The sequence below is a fragment of the Streptomyces sp. NPDC005791 genome, assembly GCF_042871485.1.
Taxonomy (GTDB): domain Bacteria; phylum Actinomycetota; class Actinomycetes; order Streptomycetales; family Streptomycetaceae; genus Streptomyces.
Genome location: NZ_JBIAIP010000010.1, coordinates 251436 through 273933, shown reverse-complemented (window position 1 = coordinate 273933; position 22498 = coordinate 251436). Strand labels below are relative to the sequence as shown.

Annotated in this window: 25 protein-coding genes and 1 riboswitch; of the genes, 14 read left to right on the top strand and 11 right to left on the bottom strand. The window is 71.2% G+C overall.

Going from position 1 to position 22498, the window contains the following annotated elements; all coding sequences use genetic code 11:
* The first annotated feature begins 89 nt into the window (after window positions 1-89).
* The 6 genes from ACFYSH_RS21460 to ACFYSH_RS21435 all read left to right on the top strand — a co-directional run bounded on the left by ACFYSH_RS21460 (window position 90) and on the right by ACFYSH_RS21435 (window position 5071).
* Entirely contained in the window at window positions 90-899 is an 810-nt protein-coding gene (locus ACFYSH_RS21460; protein WP_388754438.1) for a metallophosphoesterase, read from the top strand.
* A 121-nt stretch (window positions 900-1020) separates the two neighbouring features.
* Complete coding sequence (locus tag ACFYSH_RS21455; RefSeq protein ID WP_359466455.1) at window positions 1021-1470, top strand: SRPBCC family protein; 450 nt, start codon at window positions 1021-1023, stop codon at window positions 1468-1470.
* 4 nt (window positions 1471-1474) lie between these two features.
* Window positions 1475-2668 (top strand): ArsA family ATPase, encoded by a 1194-nt coding sequence (locus ACFYSH_RS21450; protein WP_388754435.1) that lies wholly within the window; start codon window positions 1475-1477, stop codon window positions 2666-2668.
* 80 nt (window positions 2669-2748) lie between these two features.
* Window positions 2749-3219, top strand: a complete 471-nt coding sequence (locus ACFYSH_RS21445; protein WP_359466452.1) for a DUF5304 domain-containing protein — start codon at window positions 2749-2751, stop codon at window positions 3217-3219.
* A 75-nt stretch (window positions 3220-3294) separates the two neighbouring features.
* The gene (locus ACFYSH_RS21440; RefSeq protein ID WP_359466451.1) at window positions 3295-4236 is read left to right on the top strand and encodes an ROK family glucokinase; all 942 of its coding nucleotides are present in this window, start codon (window positions 3295-3297) and stop codon (window positions 4234-4236) included.
* Window positions 4237-4309: 73 nt separating this feature from the next.
* Window positions 4310-5071 carry an endonuclease/exonuclease/phosphatase family protein gene (locus ACFYSH_RS21435; RefSeq protein WP_359466450.1) on the top strand — a complete coding sequence of 254 codons (762 nt, stop codon included), beginning with the start codon at window positions 4310-4312 and terminating at the stop codon, window positions 5069-5071.
* 13 nt (window positions 5072-5084) lie between these two features.
* Here the strand turns inward: ACFYSH_RS21435 and ACFYSH_RS21430 are convergent, their stop codons facing one another.
* Together ACFYSH_RS21430 and ACFYSH_RS21425 are read right to left on the bottom strand one after the other, a co-directional pair.
* A complete protein-coding gene (locus ACFYSH_RS21430; protein WP_359466448.1) occupies window positions 5085-5753 on the bottom strand; it encodes a hypothetical protein in 669 nt (222 codons plus the stop codon).
* Window positions 5746-6525: an alpha/beta fold hydrolase gene (locus ACFYSH_RS21425; protein ID WP_359466446.1), complete on the bottom strand. Its 780-nt coding sequence runs from the start codon at window positions 6523-6525 to the stop codon at window positions 5746-5748. Before ACFYSH_RS21425 ends, ACFYSH_RS21430 begins: the two co-directional genes overlap by 8 nt.
* Before the next feature lie 226 nt (window positions 6526-6751).
* Between ACFYSH_RS21425 and ACFYSH_RS21420 the strand changes: the two genes are divergently transcribed.
* From ACFYSH_RS21420 to ACFYSH_RS21405, 4 genes are all read left to right on the top strand, one after another.
* A complete protein-coding gene (locus ACFYSH_RS21420; protein WP_359466445.1) occupies window positions 6752-7471 on the top strand; it encodes a lysophospholipid acyltransferase family protein in 720 nt (239 codons plus the stop codon).
* A gap of 60 nt (window positions 7472-7531) precedes the next feature.
* On the top strand, window positions 7532-8749 hold the full coding sequence (macS, locus tag ACFYSH_RS21415) for a MacS family sensor histidine kinase (RefSeq protein ID WP_359466443.1): 1218 nt from the start codon (window positions 7532-7534) through the stop codon (window positions 8747-8749).
* Window positions 8746-9438: a response regulator transcription factor gene (locus tag ACFYSH_RS21410; RefSeq protein WP_359466442.1), complete on the top strand. Its 693-nt coding sequence runs from the start codon at window positions 8746-8748 to the stop codon at window positions 9436-9438. The genes macS and ACFYSH_RS21410 overlap by 4 nt, the downstream gene beginning before the upstream one ends.
* A 518-nt stretch (window positions 9439-9956) precedes the next feature.
* On the top strand, window positions 9957-10961 hold the full coding sequence (locus ACFYSH_RS21405) for a 2-hydroxyacid dehydrogenase (RefSeq protein ID WP_359466440.1): 1005 nt from the start codon (window positions 9957-9959) through the stop codon (window positions 10959-10961).
* Here ACFYSH_RS21405 and ACFYSH_RS21400 read toward each other — a convergent pair.
* From ACFYSH_RS21400 to ACFYSH_RS21390, 3 genes are all read right to left on the bottom strand, one after another.
* Window positions 10958-11491 (bottom strand): hypothetical protein, encoded by a 534-nt coding sequence (locus ACFYSH_RS21400; RefSeq protein ID WP_359466438.1) that lies wholly within the window; start codon window positions 11489-11491, stop codon window positions 10958-10960. The genes ACFYSH_RS21405 and ACFYSH_RS21400 overlap by 4 nt on opposite strands.
* A gap of 74 nt (window positions 11492-11565) precedes the next feature.
* Window positions 11566-13464, bottom strand: a complete 1899-nt coding sequence (locus ACFYSH_RS21395; protein WP_359466473.1) for an anthranilate synthase family protein — start codon at window positions 13462-13464, stop codon at window positions 11566-11568.
* Window positions 13465-13572: 108 nt separating this feature from the next.
* Window positions 13573-13629, bottom strand: coding sequence for a trp operon leader peptide (locus ACFYSH_RS21390; RefSeq protein WP_078850812.1), 57 nt, complete (start codon window positions 13627-13629; stop codon window positions 13573-13575).
* Between the two features lie 104 nt (window positions 13630-13733).
* On the opposite strand from ACFYSH_RS21390, the gene ACFYSH_RS21385 reads away from it, so the two are divergent.
* Both ACFYSH_RS21385 and ACFYSH_RS21380 read left to right on the top strand, forming a co-directional pair.
* The gene (locus ACFYSH_RS21385) at window positions 13734-15080 is read left to right on the top strand and encodes a class II 3-deoxy-7-phosphoheptulonate synthase (RefSeq protein ID WP_359466436.1); all 1347 of its coding nucleotides are present in this window, start codon (window positions 13734-13736) and stop codon (window positions 15078-15080) included.
* A 159-nt stretch (window positions 15081-15239) separates the two neighbouring features.
* Complete coding sequence (locus ACFYSH_RS21380) at window positions 15240-15509, top strand: (2Fe-2S)-binding protein (protein ID WP_359466472.1); 270 nt, start codon at window positions 15240-15242, stop codon at window positions 15507-15509.
* A gap of 41 nt (window positions 15510-15550) precedes the next feature.
* On the opposite strand, the gene bfr is transcribed toward ACFYSH_RS21380, so the two are convergent.
* On the bottom strand, window positions 15551-16030 hold the full coding sequence (gene bfr, locus ACFYSH_RS21375) for a bacterioferritin (protein ID WP_359466434.1): 480 nt from the start codon (window positions 16028-16030) through the stop codon (window positions 15551-15553).
* Window positions 16031-16185: 155 nt separating this feature from the next.
* On the opposite strand from bfr, the gene ACFYSH_RS21370 reads away from it, so the two are divergent.
* The gene (locus ACFYSH_RS21370; protein ID WP_359466432.1) at window positions 16186-16818 is read left to right on the top strand and encodes a sulfite oxidase-like oxidoreductase; all 633 of its coding nucleotides are present in this window, start codon (window positions 16186-16188) and stop codon (window positions 16816-16818) included.
* Window positions 16819-16836: 18 nt separating this feature from the next.
* On the opposite strand, the gene ACFYSH_RS21365 is transcribed toward ACFYSH_RS21370, so the two are convergent.
* The 5 genes from ACFYSH_RS21365 to thiO all read right to left on the bottom strand — a co-directional run bounded on the left by ACFYSH_RS21365 (window position 16837) and on the right by thiO (window position 21972).
* A complete protein-coding gene (locus ACFYSH_RS21365; RefSeq protein ID WP_388754427.1) occupies window positions 16837-17694 on the bottom strand; it encodes a deoxyribonuclease IV in 858 nt (285 codons plus the stop codon).
* A gap of 22 nt (window positions 17695-17716) precedes the next feature.
* The gene (gene pknB / locus ACFYSH_RS21360) at window positions 17717-19633 is read right to left on the bottom strand and encodes a Stk1 family PASTA domain-containing Ser/Thr kinase (RefSeq protein WP_359466428.1); all 1917 of its coding nucleotides are present in this window, start codon (window positions 19631-19633) and stop codon (window positions 17717-17719) included.
* Between the two features lie 127 nt (window positions 19634-19760).
* Window positions 19761-20555 (bottom strand): thiazole synthase, encoded by a 795-nt coding sequence (locus ACFYSH_RS21355; RefSeq protein WP_388754424.1) that lies wholly within the window; start codon window positions 20553-20555, stop codon window positions 19761-19763.
* A 2-nt stretch (window positions 20556-20557) separates the two neighbouring features.
* Window positions 20558-20782 carry a sulfur carrier protein ThiS gene (gene thiS, locus ACFYSH_RS21350; RefSeq protein WP_359466425.1) on the bottom strand — a complete coding sequence of 75 codons (225 nt, stop codon included), beginning with the start codon at window positions 20780-20782 and terminating at the stop codon, window positions 20558-20560.
* On the bottom strand, window positions 20779-21972 hold the full coding sequence (gene thiO / locus ACFYSH_RS21345; RefSeq protein ID WP_388754421.1) for a glycine oxidase ThiO: 1194 nt from the start codon (window positions 21970-21972) through the stop codon (window positions 20779-20781). The genes thiS and thiO overlap by 4 nt, the downstream gene beginning before the upstream one ends.
* Window positions 21970-22082: riboswitch (TPP riboswitch) on the bottom strand. It overlaps the preceding gene by 3 nt.
* A 51-nt stretch (window positions 22083-22133) precedes the next feature.
* Here thiO and ACFYSH_RS21340 point away from each other — a divergent pair.
* Entirely contained in the window at window positions 22134-22475 is a 342-nt protein-coding gene (locus ACFYSH_RS21340) for a hypothetical protein (RefSeq protein ID WP_359466421.1), read from the top strand.
* Window positions 22476-22498 lie beyond the last annotated feature (23 nt).

The window sequence follows — 22498 nt, the reverse complement described above, 5'->3', positions numbered from 1 at the left end:
CATTAGTCCACTCGTGTCCCGGTCCGGAAGTAATCGCAGGTCCGACGGCCTCTACCCAGAGCAGCGGGTGGAGACCTAGGGTGATCTCCATGCGAGTCGGCACACCGCACAATCAGCACACAACCCCCACCCGACGGACACGCGTACACGTGGTCAGCGACGTGCACGGCAACGCGGAGGCGCTGGCGCGCGCCGGGGACGGCGCGGACGCCCTGATCTGTCTGGGTGACCTGGTCCTCTTCCTCGACTACGCCGACCATTCGCGCGGCATCTTCCCCGACCTGTTCGGAGTCGCCAGCGCCGACCGCATCGTCGAGCTGCGCACCGCACGGCGCTTCGAGGAGGCGCGTGCCTTCGGACGCGAGCTGTGGGCCGGCCTGGACCGCGACGCGGCCATCCTGTCCGCCGTACGCAAGCAGTACGCCGAGATGTTCGCGGTCATGCCCACCCCGACCTACGCCACCTACGGCAACGTCGACGTGCCCACGCTGTGGCCCGAATACGCCAATCCCGGTACCACCGTGCTGGACGGTGAACGGGTCGAGATCGGCGGCCGGGTCTTCGGATTCGTCGGCGGCGGCCTCAGGACGCCCATGAACACCCCGTACGAGATCAGCGACGAGGAGTACGCCGCCAAGGTCGAGGCGCTCGGACCGGTGGACGTCCTTTGCTCGCACATACCGCCGGACGTCCCGGAGCTGACGTACGACACCGTGGCCCGGCGCTTCGAGCGCGGCAGCCGCGCGCTGCTGGACGCCATCCACCGCACCCGCCCCCGCTACGCGGTTTTCGGCCATGTGCACCAGCCGCTGGTCCGACGGATGCGGATCGGCGCCACCGAGTGCGTCAATGTCGGCCACTTCGCCTCGAGCGGGCGCCCGTGGGCCCTGGAGTGGTGAGCGACACGGCCCGTCGGCCGCGGGCCGGGGCGCGGGCGGGAGGGCCGCCCGCACGCGATAGCCTGCACACGGCAGGCCTCTGCCGAACGCGACCGGTACACCGCACTGGAGGGCCACGGCGATGGCTGAACACACCAGCTCGAGCATCACGATCGAGGCGGCACCGGCCGACGTCATGGGAGTGATCGCCGACTTCGCCCGCTATCCGGAGTGGACCGGCGAGGTGAAGGAGTCCGAGATCCTGGCCAGCGACGACCAGGGCCGAGCCGAGCAGGTCCGTCTCGTCCTGGACGCCGGAGCGATCAAGGACGACCACGTCCTCGCCTACACCTGGAACAGCCCCTACGAGGTCAGCTGGACCCTGGTCAAGTCCCAGATGCTCCGCGCACTCGACGGCAGCTATGCGCTGGCGCCGCTGGGCGACGGCGACCGCACCGAGGTCACCTACCGCCTCGCCGTGGACGTCAAGATCCCGCTCCTCGGCATGATCAAGCGCAAGGCCGAGAAGGTCATCATCGACCGCGCCCTCGCCGGACTGAAGAAGCGCGTCGAGTCCGTCCCGAAGGCCTGATCCCGTGCGTACGGTCCTCGTCACCGGCCCCGGCGGCGCAGGCCGTACCACCGTCGCCGCGGCGACCGCGCTCGCGTCGGCACGCGGCGGCCGTCGCACGCTCCTGGTCTCCGTCGACGCGGTGCCCGCCCTCCCCGCCGGCCCCGACCCCGCAGCGGTCGCCGAGCGGCTCTTCTGCGCCCGCGTCGACTCCGCAGCGCACTTCCGCGGCGAACTGCTCGAACTCCAGGACCGGGCGTCCGGGGTGCTCGACCTGCTCGGCGCCAACCGGCTCGACGCCGAGGAGCTCACCGAACTGCCGGGCAGCTCCCAGCTCGCCGTCCTGCACACCCTGCGCCGGGTGGCCGAGGGGGACTGGGCAGAGCACGGCTACGAGGTCCTCGTCGTCGATCTGCCCCCGCTGACCGAGGCACTCGCCCTCCTGGCCCTGCCCGGGCAGTTGCGCCGCTATCTGCGGCGCCTCCTGCCCCGCGAACGCCAGGCCGCCCGCGCCCTGCGCCCGGTGCTCGCCCAGCTGGCCGGCGTCCCCATGCCCGCCCAGTGGCTGTACGAGGCCGCCGCCCGCAAGGACGCCGAACTGGCCGCTGTCGAGGCGCTGATCGAGGACGACGCGACCACCGTGCGGCTGGTCGCCGAACCGGGCCCGGCCGCCGATGAGGCGCTGAGGAGCGCCCGTACCGGACTCGCCCTGCACGGACTGCGCGTCGACTCCGTCGTGGCCTCCCGTGTCCTGCCCCGGCACTCCGCCGACCCCTGGTTCGCCGATCTCGCCGCCCGGCAGGAGAAGTCCCTGGACAGCTGGCACCAGCAGTGGGCGCCTGGTACGTCCGTACGCGAGATCGCCCACCTCGGCCGCGAACCACGCACCGTCGAGGACCTGGCCCTGCTCGACGGGAGCTGCGACGGAGCCCTGGCACCGGAGGGCTCGGCGACGGGCCACGCCGGGAGCACCTGGTGGACCGAGGACGCCGGGGACGGCGTCATAGCCTGGTGCCTGCCGCTGCCCGGCGCCGTCAAGGAGGACCTCAGGCTGGTCCGGCGTGGCGACGAACTGCTCCTCACCGCAGGACCGTTCCACCGGATCGTGCGCCTGGAGTCCGCGCTGCGCCGCTGCTCCGTCAGCGGAGCCGCGCTGACCGACGGAGTCCTGCGTGTCCGGTTCACACCTGACCCCGGGCTCTGGCCCCGGACACAATGAACGGGGTGCCACCGTTCGGGTAACGTCGGGAGTACGTGGCTCGTACGGCCACGCAGCAAACCGCATCGCAGGAGTCCGCCATGAGTGAAGCCACCGATCGTCCCGTCGACGACGACGCGTGGGCGGAGGCCTGCGCCGAGGACCTCGAGGCGGAGAAGGCCCGCCGTCGGGCCCGGTACGGACAGCAGCCGGGTTCCGCCGCCGAGGAGCTGCGCAAACTGATCGACGCGGTGTCCGACAAGGTCTCCTCGCTGCAGTCGCCGCTGCTCGGCATGGCGGCCCAGGGCACCGTCCAGCAGGTGATCCGGCAGGCGAAGTCCGCGGTCGAGCCCGTCATCGAGCGCAACCCGGAGCTCTTCGATCATCTCGCCGCCGCGGGCAACGAGCTCCTGGCCGCCTACCGATCCGCCGTCGAGGGCCAGGAAAGCCGCTGGACCCGGGGCACCGAAGGCGCCGGGGGCACCTCGGGTCAGGCGAAGAAGGCGGCCGAGAACCCGGCGGACCCGCGTGACGAGGGCCCCGGCGGCAGCGAACACATCGACCTGGACTGACCCTGGGCAGGAAATACCCGTCCCCGGCTCGGGTACGGTTGGCCGTAGCGGGGCTCGACCGAAACTGAGGGATTCATGGGACTCACCATCGGCGTCGATATCGGCGGCACGAAGATCGCGGCTGGAGTGGTCGACGAAGAGGGCCGGATCCTCTCGACGTTCAAGGTACCGACCCCGCCGACGGCCGAAGGCATCGTGGACGCGATCAGCGCCGCCGTGTCCGGAGCGAGCGAGGGACACGACGTCGAGGCGGTAGGCATCGGCGCGGCCGGATACGTCGACGACAAGCGTGCCACCGTGCTGTTCGCGCCGAACATCAACTGGCGCCACGAGCCGCTCAAGGACAAGGTCGAGCAGCGCGTCGGCCTGCCCGTCGTGGTGGAGAACGACGCCAACGCCGCGGCCTGGGGCGAATACCGCTTCGGCGCCGGCCAGGGCCACGACGACGTCATCTGCATCACGCTCGGCACCGGCCTGGGCGGCGGCATCATCATCGGCAACAAGCTGCGCCGCGGCCGCTTCGGTGTGGCGGCGGAATTCGGTCACATCCGGGTCGTCCCGGACGGGCTGCTCTGCGGCTGCGGCAGTCAGGGCTGCTGGGAGCAGTACGCTTCCGGGCGCGCCCTCGTGCGGTACGCGAAGCAGCGCGCCAACGCCACCCCGGAGAACGCCACGATCCTGCTGGGTCTCGGCGACGGCTCCGTGGAGGGCATCGAGGGCAAGCACATCAGCGAGGCCGCCCGGCGGGGCTGCCCGGTGGCCGTCGACTCCTTCCGTGAGCTGGCCCGCTGGGCCGGAGCCGGCCTGGCCGACCTCGCCTCGCTCTTCGACCCGTCGGCCTTCATCGTCGGCGGCGGCGTCTCGGACGAGGGTGAACTGGTCCTCGACCCGATCCGCAAGTCGTTCCGGCGCTGGCTGATCGGCGGCGAGTGGCGCCCGCACGCCCAGGTCCTCGCGGCCCAACTGGGCGGCAAGGCCGGTCTCGTGGGCGCGGCGGACCTGGCACGACAGGGCTGACCTCCACCACGGCACGTCCGACGCCCGCCGCGCCCTCCGGGGAGCGGCGGGCGTCCGTCGTATCGTGCGTGCCATGGTCACCACGCCGATGCCCCTGCCCGACTCCCGTACCGAGCCGGACGGTTCGGCCGTCATCCGGGTACTCAGCTACAACGTACGTGCGCTGCGCGACGACACCGAGGCGCTGGCCCGTGTCATCCGTGCCTGCGCACCCGACCTGGTGTGCGTACAGGAGGCCCCTCGCTTCTTCCGGTGGCGCAAGGCGGCGGCCCGGCTCGCCGCCATGACCGACCTGGTCGTCCTCAGCGGTGGTGCCACGGCGTCCGGGCCCCTGCTGCTCTGCTCCTTGCGCGCCACCGTGGAGCGCACCGAGGACGTGCTGCTGCCGCTCACACCGGGGCTGCACCGGCGGGGCCTGGCCACGGCGGTCGTACGGATCGCCGGGGCCAGGCTCGGCGTCGTGAGCTGTCATCTGAGCCTGCGGCGCGAGGAGCGGCAGGCGCAGGCGGGGATGCTGCTGGACAGGGTCGACGCGATGGGCGTCCCGCACGCCGTCGTCGCCGGCGACCTCAACGACGAACCGGAGGGGGTCGCGTTCCGGCGGCTGGCCGGGCGGCTCCAGGACTGCCGGGCCGAGCGGCCGTGGGGCGGCGAGCTCACCTTTCCGCCCTCGGCGCCGCGCAAGCGGATCGACGCGGTGTTCGCGACCGACGGCATCGAGGTGCTCGGCTGCGGGGTGCCCACGGAACTGCCCGGCGTCAGTGGCGCGGACCTGCGGGCGGCCACGGACCATCTGCCCGTACTGGCCGCCCTCAGGGTCCCCGCAGGGGGCTGAGCCGAGGCCCCGCTCAGACGACCGCGCCGCGCCCCGGGTCGTCGTCCTCTTCGTCGTCATGGGGCATGCGCGCCACCAGGGTGGCGAAGCCGCCCAGGAAGCCACCGATGGAGAGTGTGGTGAGCCACCACGTCATCTCCCACTGCATCAGCACCGCGAGCAGCATCAGGACCGGGCCGCCGACGACCGCGAGCCACGCGAACTTCGCCGTCACATCGGCCTCGGGAAGCGGCGGCGGCTCCGGCGGGACGAAGTGCCCCTCCTCGCCGTCGTCCGCGTCGTCGATGCCGCTGTCCTTGGGCTCCTCCAGACCGTAGTCACGCGGACCCACCCCGGGGGCGAAGACGACCGAACCGCCGAGCGGCTTCTTCTCCGGCGGGCCGGAGGGTGCCTTCCCGCCCATGCCCTTGTCCGCGTCGTCGCCCGCGCCGGACTCCGTGGAGGGGTCCAGGACATTGAGCTGGTCGTCCTCCAGCAGGGCCAGGTCCTCGACCGACTTGAACGGCTTTGCGCCCGGCGGGTCCGGCGGCTCCTCCCCGTACCCCGCGACGATCGCCTCCCAGGCGGCGGCCTCGTCGAGCGGCCGGGCCCCCTCCGTGCTCTCGGGCACGTCCGCTCCCTCCGTGGGGCGCGGTTCGCGCTCCTCGTCACTGCCCGCGCGGTCCGCGTCGTGCTCAGCCACCGGTCATGCTCCCCTTCTTGCCAGCGTCGGGTGCGAGGCGGTCGATGAACCGGTAGCTCTCGTCGAAGATCCGCTCCGCATCGTGGTCCAACGTCGCCACGTGGTAGCTCTGTTCCAGGAGGATCTCCTCGACGTCCCTCGACGAGACCCGGCTGAGGATCCGCGCCGAGTCGGCCGGCGGCACGACGTGGTCCTGCGGGCTGTGCAGCAGCACGAGCGGCTGGGTGACCTGGGGCAGTTCCGCGTCGACCAGCCGGAAGAACGCCCGCACGGAGTGCGCGGCGTGCAGCGGCACCCGGTCGTAGCCGACCTCCTCGGCACCGTCCAGGGCGATGTCGCTGGTCAGCCCCTTCGTCGTCCGCACCACATGCCGGGCCACCGGCAGGGCGTACGCCGACAGGCCGTGCACCTTGTTCGCCGGATTGACCAGCACCAGACCCGCGATCTCGTCTCCGTGCTTCGCGGCGAGGCGAAGCGCCAGGGCACCGCCCATCGACAGGCCGAAGACGAAGACCTGCTCGCACCGCGCCCGCAGCGCCCGCAGCTCCCTGTCCACCTCGGCGTACCAGTCCTGCCAGCCCGTGACCGCCATGTCCTCCCAGCGCGTCCCGTGCCCGGGCAGCAACGGGAGCGACACGGTCAGTCCGCGGTCCGCCAGATGACCGGCCCAGGGGCGCAGCGACTGCGGCGAACCCGTGAATCCGTGACAGAGGAGGACGCCGACCTCTCCGCCTTCGTGGCGGAACGGCTCGGCTCCAGGGAGGACCGGCACCGGGGTCTCCTGTTCATGAAGCGGGCGGGGGTACGGGGGTGCAGAAGGATGACTTCACCGTACGCGACCGGACCGACACCGACCAGGGCCGTCACCCCCGAGCAGCCGCCACCCGCAGGGCGTCTGCGGGCGTATCCGCCGGGGGGACACCGGTCCACGAGCGGGCGGGGTGGCCGAGGCCCCACAGGTTAAGGTCTGTCGGACGGCACAACAGGAGGCACCCGAGTTGATCTACGGCGCAATGAAGTTCTCCATCGGCGGGTCTCTGAAGCTCGCCTTCCGGCCGTGGGTGGAGGGCCTGGAGAACATTCCCGCGGACGGGCCGGCGATCCTCGCGAGCAACCATCTCTCGTTCTCCGACTCCTTCTTCCTGCCGGCCGTCCTCGACCGCAAGGTGACGTTCATCGCCAAGGCGGAGTACTTCACCGCGCCGGGGATCAAGGGCAAGCTCACCGCCGCCTTCTTCAAGGGCGTGGGACAGTTGCCGGTGGACCGCTCCGGCGGTCGTGGCGCCGGAGAGGCCGCCATCAAGTCCGGCATCCAGGTGATCGAGAGCGGCGGGCTCTTCGGCATCTATCCGGAAGGCACCCGCTCGCCCGACGGGCGGCTCTACCGGGGCAAGCCCGGCGGCCTGGCCCGGGTGGCCCTCGCTACGGGGGCGCCGGTCGTCCCCGTAGCGATGATCGACACGGAGAAGATCCAGCCGCCCGGACAGGTGGTGCCCAAGCTGATGCGGCCCGGCATCAGGATCGGCAAGCCGCTGGACTTCACCCGCTACCAGGGCATGGACGGTGACCGGTTCATCCTGCGCTCGGTGACCGACGAGGTGATGTACGAGATCATGAAGCTCTCCGGCCAGGAGTACGTGGACATCTACGCGACCGCGGCCAAGCGGCAGATCGCCGACGCGGCGAAGAAGAAGGGCACGGACGGGCCCGGCGCGTAGCAGCGCCGACGGACGTCCGGAGCGGGCAGCATGACAGGGGCGGGAACCGGGGGAGGGGCCATGGCCGGGCGGGAACGGGTCGTACGGATGTCGGTCGAGCAGCCGCTGTGGCGCGCACTGACCGCGTACCGAGTGCTGACGCTGGCCTACGCGGCGCTGCTCGCGGGCTTCGGCCGCGCGAAGTACGAGCAGCCCTGGGTGGCCGTCGCCTTCCTGGCGGTCCTCACCGTCTGGACGCTGGCCACCCTCCCCAGGGTGGCCAACGCGGCGAGCTGCACCAAGCGCTTCCTCGGCATGGACCTCACCGTCGCCCTGACCGGGATCATGCTGACCCCGCTTGCCGACTTCGACGCCCAGCACATGGACGGTCCGACGATCCCGTCGATCTGGACCGCGGGTTCCGTCCTCGCGTTCGCCCTCAAGGGCGGCTGGCGCTGGGCTGCCTTCGCCTCCACCCTCGTCGCCGTCGCCAACATCATCGAGCGCGGCGAGCCCAGCGAGGACACCTTCCACAACGTGGTGCTGGTCTGGGTCGCCTCCATCGCCATCGGCTACGTCGTCGAGGTGGCCCGGGCCAGTGAACGCACCCTCGCCCGGGCCCTGGAGATCGAGGCGGCCACCCGGGAGCGGGAGCGGCTCGCCCGTGACATCCACGACAGCGTCCTCCAGGTCCTGGCCATGGTCCAGCGGCGCGGCACGGCGCTGGGCGGCGAGGCCGCGGAGCTCGGCCGGATGGCCGGTGAGCAGGAGGTCGCCCTGCGGACCCTGGTCTCCAGCGGCCTGGTGCCCACGACACGGGTATCGGAGGACAGCGCCGACGGTGCGGTGGTCCGCCCGGTGGCCTCCGACGGCGAGGGCGGCGCCGAGTCCGATCTGCGTGCCCTGCTCGCCCCGCACGCGGGGTCGCGGGTCACGTTCGCGGAACCCGGCGCCCCGGTACTGCTCGCGGCCGGCGCGGCGCGCGAGCTCGCCGCCGCGGTGAGCGCGGCGCTCGACAACGTCCGCGTCCACGCGGGCCCCGACGCCCAGGCGTGGATCCTGGTCGAGGACGAGCCGGACGAGGTGATCGTCACGGTCCGGGACGACGGCCCGGGCATCCCGGAGGGCAGGCTCGACCAGGCGGAAGGTGAGGGCCGCCTCGGCGTCGCCCTGTCGATCCGCGGGCGACTGCGCGATCTGGGCGGCACAGCAGAGCTGATCTCGGTCCCCGGCCAGGGCACCGAGGTCGAACTGAAGGTTCCGAAGGTTTCACGGGGGAAGGCAGGATCGGCCCGATGAGTACACCGAACACACAGGCGTCCGAGAAGCGGACCATCACGGTGATGGTCGTCGACGACCACCCGATGTGGCGCGACGCCGTCGCCCGCGATCTGGCCGAGTCCGGTTTCGAGGTGGTCGCGACCGCCGGCGACGGCCCGGGGGCCCTACGCCGGGCCAGGGCCGTCGGCCCCGATGTCCTGGTGCTCGACCTGAACCTCCCGGGCATGCCCGGCGTCCAGGTCTGCAAGGAGCTCGTCGGGTCGCTCCCCGGGCTGCGTGTCCTGGTGCTCTCCGCCAGTGGCGAGCACGCCGATGTCCTGGAGGCGGTGAAGTCGGGCGCCACCGGCTATCTGCTGAAGTCGGCGAGCACCCAGGAGCTGACCGACGCCGTACGCGCCACCGCCGCCGGCGACCCGGTCTTCACCCCGGGCCTCGCCGGGCTGGTCCTCGGCGAATACCGCAGGCTCGCCTCCGACCCCGCGCCGGCGGCCCCCGACCAGCCGAAGGTCCCGCAGCTCACCGACCGCGAGACGGAGGTACTCCGGCTGGTCGCCAAGGGACTGTCGTACAAGCAGATCGCCGAGCGCCTGGTCATCTCCCACCGCACCGTGCAGAACCACGTCCAGAACACCCTGGGCAAGCTCCAGTTGCACAACCGGGTGGAACTCGTGCGCTACGCCATCGAGGCAGGTCTCGACGACGTCTGACGGACAACCGCCAACGCCCGACGGGTTACCGCCGTGTGCGGCCGTGGAGGTGTCCGCCCCCGTTTCCGGGCGGGTCACGCGCCGATCGTGGTGGTCGCCCAGGGCGTCACACCCGGCCCTCGGGTGTCGGTGCACGGCCGGCCGAGGAGATCGAGCGGCGTGCCGGCAGGAAGGTCAGCCACAGCGTTCGGCCATGTCCGGCGCGGCGGCACACCGAGTGCCTTCGGCCGCCGGCTCGCCACTCGCTTCGGGCCGCCGTCGACGCGGTGCACGACGGTGTCTCCGGCTGCTGGTCACCCCACCGGGGATCGGACACCGTGCGGGTGCCGACCGTGGAGACGACGGCGGCCCGAAGACGGTCGACCCGGCCCCGTACGCGGAAGCGGCAGTCCTCCTCGGCTGATCCCTCGTGGACGATCCCGCGTCGGCGGCCGGGCCCGCTCAGGCCGAGCGGCGCCCGGGGGGCGCGGGTCGTATATTCGCGAGGACCGGCCCAGCCCCCTCACCCGGGAGACGTCGTGGAAATCCTGGCATTCGGCGTGCAGTCCGACGAGAAGCCACTCATCGAGAAGGCCTTCGCCGGCCTGCACGACGTCCGCTGCCTGGACGTCTTCCTCACCGAGGACACCGCCCCGATCGCCGCGGGCTACGAGATCATCTCCACCAGCGTCAACGCGGACCTCGGCAGCCACGTCCTGCAGACCCTCGCGGCGGGCGGCACGCGGATGATCGCCCAGCGCTCCACCGGGTTCAACAACATCGACCTCGCGGCCGCCGAGCGCCTCGCCCTGCGCGTGGCCCGGGTCTCGTACTACTCGCCCCACTCGGTCGCCGAATTCGCCTGGACCCTGGCCATGGCTGTCAACCGCCGCATCGTCCGTGCGGTGAGCCGGACCCGGGACTTCGACTTCCGGCTCGACGGGCTCCTCGGCCGGGACATGCACGGCCGCACGGCCGGTGTGGTCGGCACCGGGAAGATCGGTGAGGCCTTCACCCGGATCGCCCACGGCTTCGGCATGGATCTGCTGGGCTGGGACGTCGCCGAGAACCCCGCCTGCGCCGCACTCGGCATGAGATACGTGGACAAGGAACAACTCTTCGCCGAGTCCGACCTGATCAGCCTCCATGTGCCGCTGCTGCCGGCCACCCAGCACATCATCGGCGGGGAAGCCCTGTCCGCGATGAAGGACGACGCGATCCTGGTCAACTCCAGCCGGGGCGGCCTCGTCGACACCCGCGCGCTCGTCACCGAGCTGAGGGCCGGCAGATTCACCGGTGTCGGGCTCGATGTCTACGAGGCGGAGGCAGGGCTCTTCTACGTCGACAAGTCGGTGGAGGGCATCGACGACGACACCCTCGCCCGGCTCGTCACCTTCCCCAACGTCATCGTGACCTCGCACCAGGCGTACTACACGCGTGACGCCGTGGAGCAGATCATCGACGCCACCGTGCAGAACGTCACCGACCACCTGGCGGGCCGCCGCAGCGACAACGTCCTGGTCCCGGCACTCCCCGTTCGTTAGCCCGCGTGCTCCTCCGCGTGCTCCTTCAGGAACGCGCCCGCGTACGCCGCTGCCTCCTCCTTCGAGCCGCAGGGGGAGTCCGCGTCGGCCGCGCCGTCCGTGCCGTCCGCACCCCGCCCCGTCCACCGCCAACTGCCCGACGAGGACTCCAGGAAGAGCTCGGCCGTGCCCCCGAACAGCTCGACGGTGCCCCGCGCCGCCGCTGCCGTCGGCCGGTCGACCGCGTCGGGCCACTTCTTGCGGGCGCCCTGCCGCGTTATGCCCCAGGCCGCGCCCAGCTGTTCGTAGCTCGCGCCGTAGGAGCCGGCGGTCCGTGCGGCGCGTGCCGTCAGCCGCGAGACCGCCGAGTCCACCACCTTCCAGCCGGCGAGGACCGACAGTGACACCTCGACAGGGTCCGCCGCCCACATGCGGTCCTCGGGGAGCCCCGAGGCGCGGGCCCGCAGAGCCGTTGCGAGGGGGGCCAAGGCGTCGCAGAGGGATTGCTCGAGGGCGGTCAGTTCGGTGTGCGTGACCTCGTTCGCTGCCATGTTGACAACTATAGTTACCGGAATCGATTGTGGCAACTGTAGTTGTCAGTCGGAGAGTGTCGGAGCCCGGTCCTTCAGCCGGGCACGGGCAGCGCCGCCAGCAACTCGGTCACGATGGTGGCGCCGCGCAGCGTGAGCACCGACTCCGGGTGGAACTGCACCGAGGCGAAGCCCCGGCCGCGCAGAGCGTGCAGCTCGCCGGAGGCCGTGTCCCTGCTCGCCTCGATGCCGTGCGCGCTCAGCTCCGTGGCCGCCGCCTCGTCGCAGAGCGCGGTGAAGCTGTTGTAGAAGCCGACGGTCTCGGGCCTGCCGAACAGATCGATCCGGGTCTGGGCCCCCTGGTGGGGCACAGCCTTACGCGCGATCCCCAGGCCCAGCTCCGCCGCGATCAGCTCATGTCCGAGGCAGACGCCGAGCAGCCCATGGCGGTGTCCCCGCACGAGTTCGGCGGTCAACCCGCGCAGCAGCCGCATCTTCGGATCGGCCGTGTCCCCCGGATCGCCGGGCCCGGGTCCCAGTACCACCGGCCCCTGGTGCGCCCGTACGGCCTCGCGCAGACCGGGCTCGTCGTACCGGCGGACCGACACGGCCAGGCCCGAGACGCGCAGCAGGTGCGCCAGCATCGCCGTGAAGGTGTCCTCACCGTCCACCACCAGCGCATGGCCGGACAGGTGCCGGGTGCGCTCCTGCATCCGCAGCCAGAAGGGGGCCAGCCCGCCGCGCCGGTCGTCCAGAGCGGCTCGCACCCGCGGGTCGGAAGCCAGCCGCGGCAGGCCCGCCTCCGACCCGCGCCGACCCGGCCGGACGCCCAGTGCCGCGAGCACGCCGGCCGCCTTCGCGTGGGTCTCGGCGACCTCTCCCGCAGGGTCGGAATGGCGTACGAGCGTGGCCCCCACCGGCACCCGCAGCCGGCCGGACGCGGAGATGTCGGCGGTACGGATCAGGATCGGCGAGTCCAGCGTCTGCGCGCCACCGGGTTCCCGGCCCACCAGCGCCAGGGCGCCCGCGTAGTAGCCGCGCCCTCCCGGCTCGTAGCGCTCGATCACCCGGCAGGCGTTCTGCACGGGTGAACCGGTGACGGTCGCCGCGAACATGGTCTCCTTCAGGACCTCGCGCACATCCAGCGAGGACCGCCCGCGCAACTCGTACTCCGTGTGCGCGAGGTGGGCCATCTCCTTCAGCCGGGGCCCGATCACCACACCGCCCATGTCGCCGACGGTGCACATCATCTTGAGCTCCTCGTCGACCACCATGGAGAGTTCCTCGGTCTCCTTGCGGTCGCCGAGGAAGGTCAGCAGGCCCTCGGCGCTCGGCCCCTCGGCCGGGTAGCGGTAGGTCCCGCTGATCGGGTTCATCACGACCGTCCCGCCGGACATCCGCACATGGACCTCCGGGCTGGCGCCGACCAGTGTCCTTCCCCCCGTGTGCACCACGAACGTCCAGTACGCCCCGCGCTCACCGGCCAGCAGCCGCCGGAACAACGCCAGCGCGTCGGCCCGGCCGAAGCCGGGGATCTCGCCGCCGAAGGTCCGCCGGATGACGAAGTTCGCGCCTTCGCCCTGCCCGATCTCATCGTCGATGACCCGCCGGACGACGTCCGCGTACTCCTCGTCGGCGACGTCGAAGGCGCCGTCCTCGACCCGCACATCGTGGCCGGGCAGCTCGGCGAGCACCTCGGTCAGCGGCAGCTCGTACGCCTCCTCCGCGACCAGTACGGCGAGCGGGGTGCCGTCGTCCCGCACGTCGAAACCGCGCTCGGCGATCTGCCGGAACGGCACCAGGGCCAGCGACGGCAGCTCACCCACCGGGATGTCGGCGAGCCGGTCCACCTCCCGCACCGCGCCGGTCAGCACCTCGACGGAGTCGTGGTCCCGGCCGGGCGTGCGCCGGCGCAGCAGCGCGAAAGGCGGGGCGTCGTCGCGGAGCAGGGCGGACAAGAGGCCGGCTGTACGACCGGTCATGGGCTCGGGCATGGGTTCGGGCACGGGTGTTCCTTCCTGATGGAGGAACGGCTCCCGGCTCCGAAACGCAGAGAAGGCCGCCCCTCGGGCGGCCTTCGCGAAGTCTGTACGCGCGATGAATCAGCGGGCCGCCGGATGAGCGGTCCACCACCAGTTCCGTGTCGTCTGCGCGAACATGCCCCGAACCCTAACGGAAACGGTGCACGAACGAGCGCTCGTCTCATTTGCTGAGCGGCCGGACGGGACGCACGCGTCGACCCCGTAGTGTTGTCAAGGTGACCGTGAACGCCAATACCTCCGTCGCCGGTGGCCACACCTGGCGAGACCTTCCCGCGGCGCAGCAGCCCGAGTACCCCGATGCCGAGGCTCTGCGCGACGTACTCGCGGACCTCGACTCGTATCCTCCGCTCGTCTTCGCGGGTGAGTGCGACCAGCTGCGTGCCCGACTGGGAGCCGTCGCCAAGGGCGAGGCGTTCCTGCTGCAGGGCGGCGACTGCGCCGAGGCCTTCGACGCCGTGTCCGCCGAGCACATCCGGGCCAAGCTGAAGACGCTGCTCCAGATGAGCGCCGTCCTGACGTACGCGGCCTCCGTGCCGGTCGTCAAGATCGGGCGGATCGCCGGGCAGTACTCCAAGCCGCGCTCCAAGCCGACCGAGACCCGCGACGGCGTGACCCTGCCGACCTACCGCGGTGACTCCGTCAACGGTTTCGAGTTCACCGAGGCATCCCGCGTCCCGGACCCCGAGCGGCTGAAGCGGATGTACCACGCGTCTGCTTCCACGCTGAACCTGGTGCGCGCCTTCACCACCGGTGGTTACGCCGACCTCCGCCAGGTGCACGCCTGGAACCAGGACTTCGTGAGGTCCTCGCCGTCCGGGCAGCGTTACGAGGCCCTGGCCCGCGAGATCGACAACGCGCTGAACTTCATGAAGGCGTGCGGCACGGACCCGGCCGAATTCAAGGCGGTCGAGTTCTACGCCTCGCACGAGGCGCTGCTGCTGGACTACGAGTCGTCGCTGACCCGCACCGACTCGCGCACCGGCCGGCTCTACGACACCTCGGGCCACATGGTCTGGGTCGGTGAGCGCACCCGCCAGATGGACGGCGCGCACATCGAGTTCGCCTCGAAGATCCGCAACCCCATCGGCATCAAGCTCGGTCCGACGACCACCGTCGACGAGGCACTCGGCTACATCGACCGCCTCGACCCCGAGCGCGAGCCGGGCCGGCTGACCTTCATCGTCCGTATGGGCGCCGACAAGGTCCGTGACAAGCTCCCCGCGCTGGTCGAGAAGGTCACTGCCTCCGGTGCCCAGGTGGTATGGGTGACCGACCCGATGCACGGCAACACCTTCGAGGCCGCGTCCGGCCACAAGACGCGCCGCTTCGACGACGTCCTGGACGAGGTCAAGGGCTTCTTCGAGGTGCACAAGCACCTCGGGACCCACCCCGGTGGTATCCACGTCGAACTCACCGGCGACGACGTCACCGAGTGCGTCGGCGGCGGCCACGAGATCTTCGTGGACGACCTGCACCAGCGTTACGAGACGGCCTGCGACCCGCGCCTCAACCGCAGCCAGTCCCTCGACCTGGCCTTCCTGGTCGCCGAGATGTACCGCGACCAGTAGGGAACACCCTGGTGAAGCCCGTGGGGCACGGATCGATGTGATCCGTGCCCCACGGGCGTACCGGGGCTTTTGCGTGCGGGGCCCTCGCGGGTAAGGTTAGGTTAGCCTCACCGGATAATCGGTACGGCGCAGCGATCGAACCGTCGGGAGGTGAACCGCATGTACGTCTGCTCCTGCTTCGGCATCACCGAGGACCAGGTCAAGCAGCATGCGGACGGCGGAGCGTGCACACCTCGCCAGATCGCTTCGGCCTGCAAGGCCGGCACCGACTGCGGCGGCTGCGTCCGCAGGATCCAGGCGCTCCTCGGCCGTGGCGAGTGCCCGCGCCGTGAGCTCGCCGAAGGACGTACGGCGCCGGAGGGCGCCCGGGGCGGTGCGCCCGCCGCCCGCGGAGTCACGCCGGACGTCACGCTTTCTGACGCCGCCTGAAGGGCCCGCGGGTCTCAGGAGTGCGGGAACCCTCCGGTCGATCAGCTGTCCGGCTGCTCGATCACCTGGGCGATGTAAAGCGGCTCACCGAGCTTCTCGACCAGTTCCAGCTGGGTGTCGAGATAGTCGATGTGATGCTCCTCGTCCGCGAGGATGGACTCGAAGATGTTCGCCGAGGTGATGTCACCCTTGCCGCGCATTACCTCGATGCCCCGCTTGAGGCGGTCGATCGCCTCCACCTCGACCTGCCGGTCGGCCTGGAACATCTCGGTGACCGTCTGGCCGACCCGTACATGGAAGAGCCGCTGATAGTTGGGCAGCCCGTCCAGGAAAAGGATCCGGTCGGTGAGGATCTCCGCGTGCTTCATCTCGTCGAACGATTCGGCCCGGGTGTACTTGGCGAGCTTCGTCCAGCCGAAGTTGTCCTGCATCTTCGCATGCAGGAAGTACTGATTGATGGCAGTCAATTCGGCGGTCAGCTGTTCGTTCAGGAACTCGAGGACCTCGGGGTCGCCCTGCATCGCAGAGGCTCCTTCCAACCGGTGAACTGGGCACGTGTGCGCGCATCCTCGCATCGCCCCAGGCAGCCGTCCAGTAAGTGCATGCTTAGTATGAGTTGCCCGAATCGGCTCTCCCCTGGTCATGACCACCCCTGCCTGTCTGTCACCATGGAGGCATGGGTCAGCCGGAGAGCCGGGAACGCGGCACAGCAGAGCAGTCCGGGCTTCCGCCGGGGCAGCGGTTGCAGCGAGGCTGGCCGGTCACCCATTACGGGCCCGTGCCCAAGTTCAAGCCGGACCGCTGGGAGTTCCGGGTCTTCGGAGCCACCGCCGACGGTGACAAGCACTGCTGGAATCACCAGCAATTCACGGCGCTCCCCTTCTCCTCCGTCGTCGCGGACCTCCACTGCGTGACGAAATTCAGCATGCTCGAAGCCGAGTGGGGCGGAATCCTGGCCCGCGAGATCGTGGAACTGGCGCCGCCCGCGCCCCATGTCACCCATGTGATGGTCTGGGCCGAATACGGATTCAGCTCAAATCTCAGGCTCGCCGACTTCGCTTCGGACCACACGCTGTTCGCCACCCATAAGGACGGCGAACTGCTCACCGCCGAACACGGATTTCCACTACGACTGGTCGTACCGCATCTGTATGCCTGGAAGGGGCCCAAATGGGTCCGGGGCATCGAATACATGACGGCCGACCGCCGGGGGTTCTGGGAGGAGCGCGGTTACCACAACATCGGCGACCCGTGGAGCGAGCAGCGCTACTCCTACCAGGAGGAGCCCGGGGACGGCCCCGAGCTCTGACGCCTTCCCCGTCCGCTGTCAGCGGGTGCCGCGGAGCTCCTTCAGCCGTGCCACGTCCGCCGCGTGGCCTTCCTTGCCCCCGGGCGTCTCGATGATCAGCGGCACGCCCTCGGTCGCCGGGTGCGAGAACAGTTCACGGAACGGTTCGGCGCCGATGTGCCCCGCCCCGATGTTCTCGTGACGGTCCTTGTGGGCGCCCGCCACATCCTTCGAGTCGTTGGCGTGGATGAGCTTCAGCCGTCCCTCGCCCACGGTGCCCACCAGCAGATCCAGGGTCTGCCGCATGCCGGTCGGCCCGCTCAGGTCGTGGCCCGCCGCGTAGATGTGGCAGGTGTCCAGGCAGATCCCCAGCTTGGGGTGGGAGTCCAAGGCCTCGAAGTACGGGCCGAAGTCCCAGGTACGCGAGCAGAGCGAGGAGCCCTGCCCGGCAGTCGACTCCAGCAGCAGGAACGGATCGTCGTCGTGGGTCAGCTCGTCCAGGAGCGGGAGCATGTGCGTACGCACCTGGGCGAGGGCCTCCGCGCGCGGGCGTCCGCCGGTCGCCGAGCCGGTGTGCACCACCACGCCCAGGGCGCCGATCGCCCGGGCCCGGCGCAGTGAGTGGCGCAGTGACAGGACCGACCGCTCGACCGTGGCCTCGGTGTGCGACCCGAAGTTGATCAGGTACGGGGCATGGACGTATGCCGGGACGGACCGGGCCGAACACTCCGTACGGAAGATCTCGTCCTGGGCCGGGTTCCCGGGCGGGGTCGCCCAGCCGCGCGGATTGGCGACGAAGACCTGCACGGTCTCCGCCGCCAGCTCCCGCGCGTAGTCGAGACCGACCTTGGCGAGTCCGCCGGCCACCGGGACGTGGCCGCCTATCGGGTTGCGCATGTGCTGTCAGTCCTCGGGGGGTCTACAGGGCCTTGGTCCTGATGGTGATCGTGGAGCCTTCGGCGGCCTTCTCGCCACCCTCGACGGACTGGCTCCCGATCGTGTCGCTGAAGGAGAGGAACGGCCGGTCGACCTCGACCTCGAACCCGGCGTCCTCCAGTGCGCTCCGGGCCGCGTCGACGTCCTTGCCCGTGACGTCGGGGACCTGGAGCATGCGCGGGCCCTTGGAGACGGTGAGCTCCACGGTGTCGCCTTCGGCCGCCTCCGCACCGCTGCCGGGTGTCTGGCGGGCGACCTCGCCCTGGGCCTCGGGTGAGTTGACCCGCTCGGGCAGCACCTTCGCCTCCAGCCCCGATTCGACCAGCTCGGCCGTGGCCTCCTCGACGCCGAGACCCGTGACGTCGGGCACGTCGACCGGGCTGCCCTTGCTGACGACGAGGGCGACCGCGGAGTCGGGACGCCGCTCGGTACCCATGTCCGGATCCGTACGGATCACCTCGCCCCGGGCGATGTCCTCGCTGAACTCCCGGGTCACCATCCCGGGCGCGAGCCCCGTCTCCTTCAGCTCGCGCCGGGCGTCACCGAGGGAGAGGCCCTCCACATCGGGGACCTTCACGATCTCCGGGCCGCGCGAGATCACCAGCTTCACCGCGTCGTTGCCCCGGATGCGCTCACCGGAGCCCGGGTCGCTGCTGATCACCGTGCCGCGCTTCACCGTGTCGCTGTAGGCGCGCTCGACGCCCTTCAGATCGAGGCCCTCGTCCGTCAGCCGCTTCTCGGCGGCACCCTGGGTCTGGCCCAGGAGCGAGGGGACATGGGTGAACTGACCCGAATTGATGTACCAGACGCCCGATCCGACCCCCAGCACCAGCAGGACGGCGACGAGCACGGCGAGCAACCCACGCCGGTTGCCGCGGCCGGCGAAGGGGTTGCGCCCGCGCACGGGCTCCTGGGGCGGGGGCATCTCCAGCCGACTGGTGTGGTGGGCGGTGCCCTGGCCGGCCGGAATCACCCGGGGGATCACGCTCGTCCGGTCCTCGGCGGCGTCGTGGACCTCCGCGAGGGCCTGCGGAGGCCTCGCGTCGAGCTGCTCCTCGGTGAGAGCCGCCCGTATATCGCGGGACCTCGCGAGAAGGGCCACCGCGTCGGGCGGACGGACGTCGGGATCGCGCGCGGTCGCGGCGGCCACCAGTCCGTCCAGCCCGGCGGCCAGGCCGGGGACGGCGCCGGACGGCGCAGGGACGTCCTCGTTCAGATGCCGGTAGATGACCTGGGCGGCGGTGTCCCCGGCGTGGGGTTTGCCACCGGTCAGCATTTCGTAGAGCACCACGCCGCAGGCGTACACGTCGGACCTGGTGTCGGCCGTGCCCTGCTCGATCTGCTCGGGGGCGAGATACGAGACCGTGCCCAGGAGGGAGCCGGTGGTGTCCGTGGCGGTACCGACCGCGCGTACGAGACCGAAGTCGGCGACCTTCACCCGGCCGTCGTCCCCTATCAGCACGTTCTCCGGCTTCATGTCGCGGTGGACGAAGCCCGCGCGGTGGGCGGCGCCGAGGGCGGCCAGGACAGGTTCGAGGATGTCCAGTGCGGCTCGGGGCTGCAGCGCCCCGCGCTCGCGCAGGACATCGCGCAGGGTGCACCCGGCGACGTACTCCATCGCGAGGTACACGTACGCGCCCTGGGCGCCCTGGTCGAAGACGGCCACCACATTGGGGTGCGCGAGCCGGGCGACGGACTTGGCCTCGCGGATGAAGCGTTCGACGAACGCGGCGTCCGCCGCCAGCGCCGGGTGCATCACCTTGAGCGCGAGCACCCGGTCGAGCCGGGTGTCCATGGCCCGGTAGACCGTGGCCATACCGCCGACGGCGATGCGCGCATCGATGCGATAGCGGCCGTCGAGCAGCTGCCCGACGAGGGGGTCCTGGAGGGTCGTGTCCACGGAGCGAGTCTACGAGCTGCCACGGACACGACGGATGTGCCGAGGAGCCCGGAGGGCCGTTCCGGTGCCGAGCCGTGACAGGGACATGCACGTCCTGTGACCGGGAGGCCGTCGCCGGCCCCGGATCTCAGAAGGCCGGGCGCTCCGGATCCAGCATCGCGCGGCCCTCCGTCGGCGAGGACGCCTCGGCGAAACGGCGGCGGGGGATGCGTCCCGCCCGGTACGCCAGGCGTCCGCCGTCCACCGCGTGCCGCATCGCCGCCGCCATCAGCTCCGGCTCCTGCGCCCGGGTCACCGCCGAGGCGAGCATCACAGCGGAACAGCCCAGCTCCATGGCCAGCGCCGCGTCGGACGAGGTCCCGGCGCCGGCGTCCAGGATCACCGGTACGGCGGCCTGCTCGGCGATCAGCTGGAAGTTGTGGGGGTTGCGGATGCCGAGCCCGGAGCCGATGGGGGAGCCCAGCGGCATGACGGCCGCGCATCCCACGTCCTGCAGCTTGCGCGCCAGGACGGGGTCGTCATTGGTGTACGGCAGGACGGTGAAACCGTCGTCGACCAGGACCTCGGCGGCGTCCAGCAGCTCGATCGGGTCGGGCAGCAGGGTTCGCTCGTCGGCCACGACCTCCAGCTTGATCCAGTCGGTGCCCAGCGCCTCCCGGGCCAGCCGGGCGGTCAGCACGGCCTCGCCGGCGGTGAAGCAGCCCGCGGTGTTCGGCAGGACCTGGATGGAGAGGCGTTCCAGCACGGAGAGCACCGAGCCCCGCACGGTCGGGTCGAGCCGGCGCATCGCCACGGTGGTCAGCTCGGTGCCCGAGGCGATCAGGGAGCGTTCCAGCACGTCGAGGCTCGGCGCCCCGCCCGTCCCCATGATCAACCGTGACGAGAACGCCGTGGAACCGAGGGTGAAGAGATCGTCGGACATGGTCAGCCTCCCTGGACCGCGGTGAGGATCTCGACCCGGTCGCCCTCGGCGAGCGCGGTGGCGGACCACCGGCCGCGGGGGACGACGGCTTCGTTGACCGCGGCGGCGACGCCGGAGGGTGCCGCCGTCAGGGTCGCGACCAGGGCGTCCAGCGGGGTCCCGGCGGGAACGCGGCGATGCTCCCCGTTGACGGACACCGACACGGAGGTGGGTACGGGCGCTGTCATGCGGGCTGCTCCTGGGGTGCCGGGGCGGGGGAGGGGGCTTCACGGGACGGGCCGAAGCGGTCCGGCGAGAACGGCCGGGCCACCTCGGGCAGCTCGCCGGTGGTCAGCACCTGGGCCATCACATCGCCGGTGACGGGCGTCAGCAGCACTCCGTTGCGATGGTGCCCGGTGGCGAGATGCAGACCGGGCAGGGCCGTGGGGCCCAGCAGCGGCGCGTTGTCCGGCGTGGTGGGCCGCAGACCGGCCCGGGTCTCGGCCAGCGGAAGCTCGGTGATGCCGGGGAGCAGCTCATGGGCGTCGCGCAGCAGTTCGTACACCCCGCCCGCGGTGACCGTGGTGTCCCAGCCCTGCTCCTCGGTGGTCGCGCCGATCACCAGCTCGCCGTTGGCGCGCGGCACCAGATAGACCTGGCTGCCGCGCACGACGGCACGCACCGTCCTGCTGAGGAAGGGGGCGTACACGGGCGGCACGGTCAGTCGCACCACCTGCCCCTTGACCGGGCGTACCGGTGGCACGACGGCCTCCGGCAGCCCTTCGAGTCGGGCGCTGAGGCTGCCGCCGGCGAGAACCACCTGGCCGGCGGCGAGCTCCGTGCCGTCCGCGAGGACGGCTCCCGTCGCACGGCCGGCCGTGACGCGGAGCCGTCGGACCCAGGTGCGGTGGAAGACGACCCCCGCCCGTTCGCACGCGGTGACCAGTGCCGAGGCCAGCCGTCGGGGATCCACCTGGTGGTCGCCGTCGACCCGTAGACCGCCGCGTACGCCAGGAGCGAGCATCGGCTCCAGACGGCGGCACTCGCGACCGCTGAGCCACTCGGATTCCAACCCCGAACGCAGTTGCAGAGCGTGCAGCTCCCGCAGATACGCCCGGTCGTCGGAGTCCAGCGCGACGGACAGGGTGCCGCAGGCGCGGAAGCCGGTCTCCTGCCCGCTCACTTCCTCCAGCTCGGCCACGAAGGCCGGATAGCGCGCGGCGGAGTCCACGGTGAGACCGAGCAGAGTCTGTTCGCCGTAGTGGAGTTCGGTGACGGCGGCGAGCATCCCGGCCGCGACCTGGGCCGCCCCGCCACCTGGTGCGGGATCGGCCAGCGTGGTGCGCAGCCCTTGCTGGGCCGACCGCCAGGCGGTCACCAGACCGATGATGCCGCCTCCGACGACCAGGACGTCGGAACTGTCTGCGGAGAAACGCATGGGCGTCCAGCCCCTCCCTTCGCCGGCATGACCCGGATCAGGTTCGTACGGTCGGAGGCCGGCCAGCCTCCCTCTCAGCCCGGTGCGCCCGGACTCCCGCGAGTGTTTTACGGTGGCCAGCCTAGACCCCGTTCTCCGCAGCCGGTAAGGGAGCAGTACCCGTGGCCCGTTCACTCGACGGACTCGTCCTCTCGCCCGTCGCCGACCAGGCGCCGGGCCAGGTCGGCACCCGGACCCGGTTCACCTACCACGAGCAGGAGGGCCGGATCTGGGCCGAGTACGCGGGCGGTGACATCGCCCGGGGCCACCTCGTCGGCACCAGGGACGCCGACACGCTGGACTTCAGGTACGTCCAGCTGAAGCAGGACGGAACGACCGCCTCCGGGCACTGCGTCTCGACCGTCACGGACCTTCCCGACGGCCGGGTCCGGCTGGACGAGCGGTGGGAGTGGGAGTCCCGGAAGGGCAGCGGGACGAGTGTGGTGGAAGAGCTCGCCGGCTGACGGGCGGTCAGATGACTAGGGTG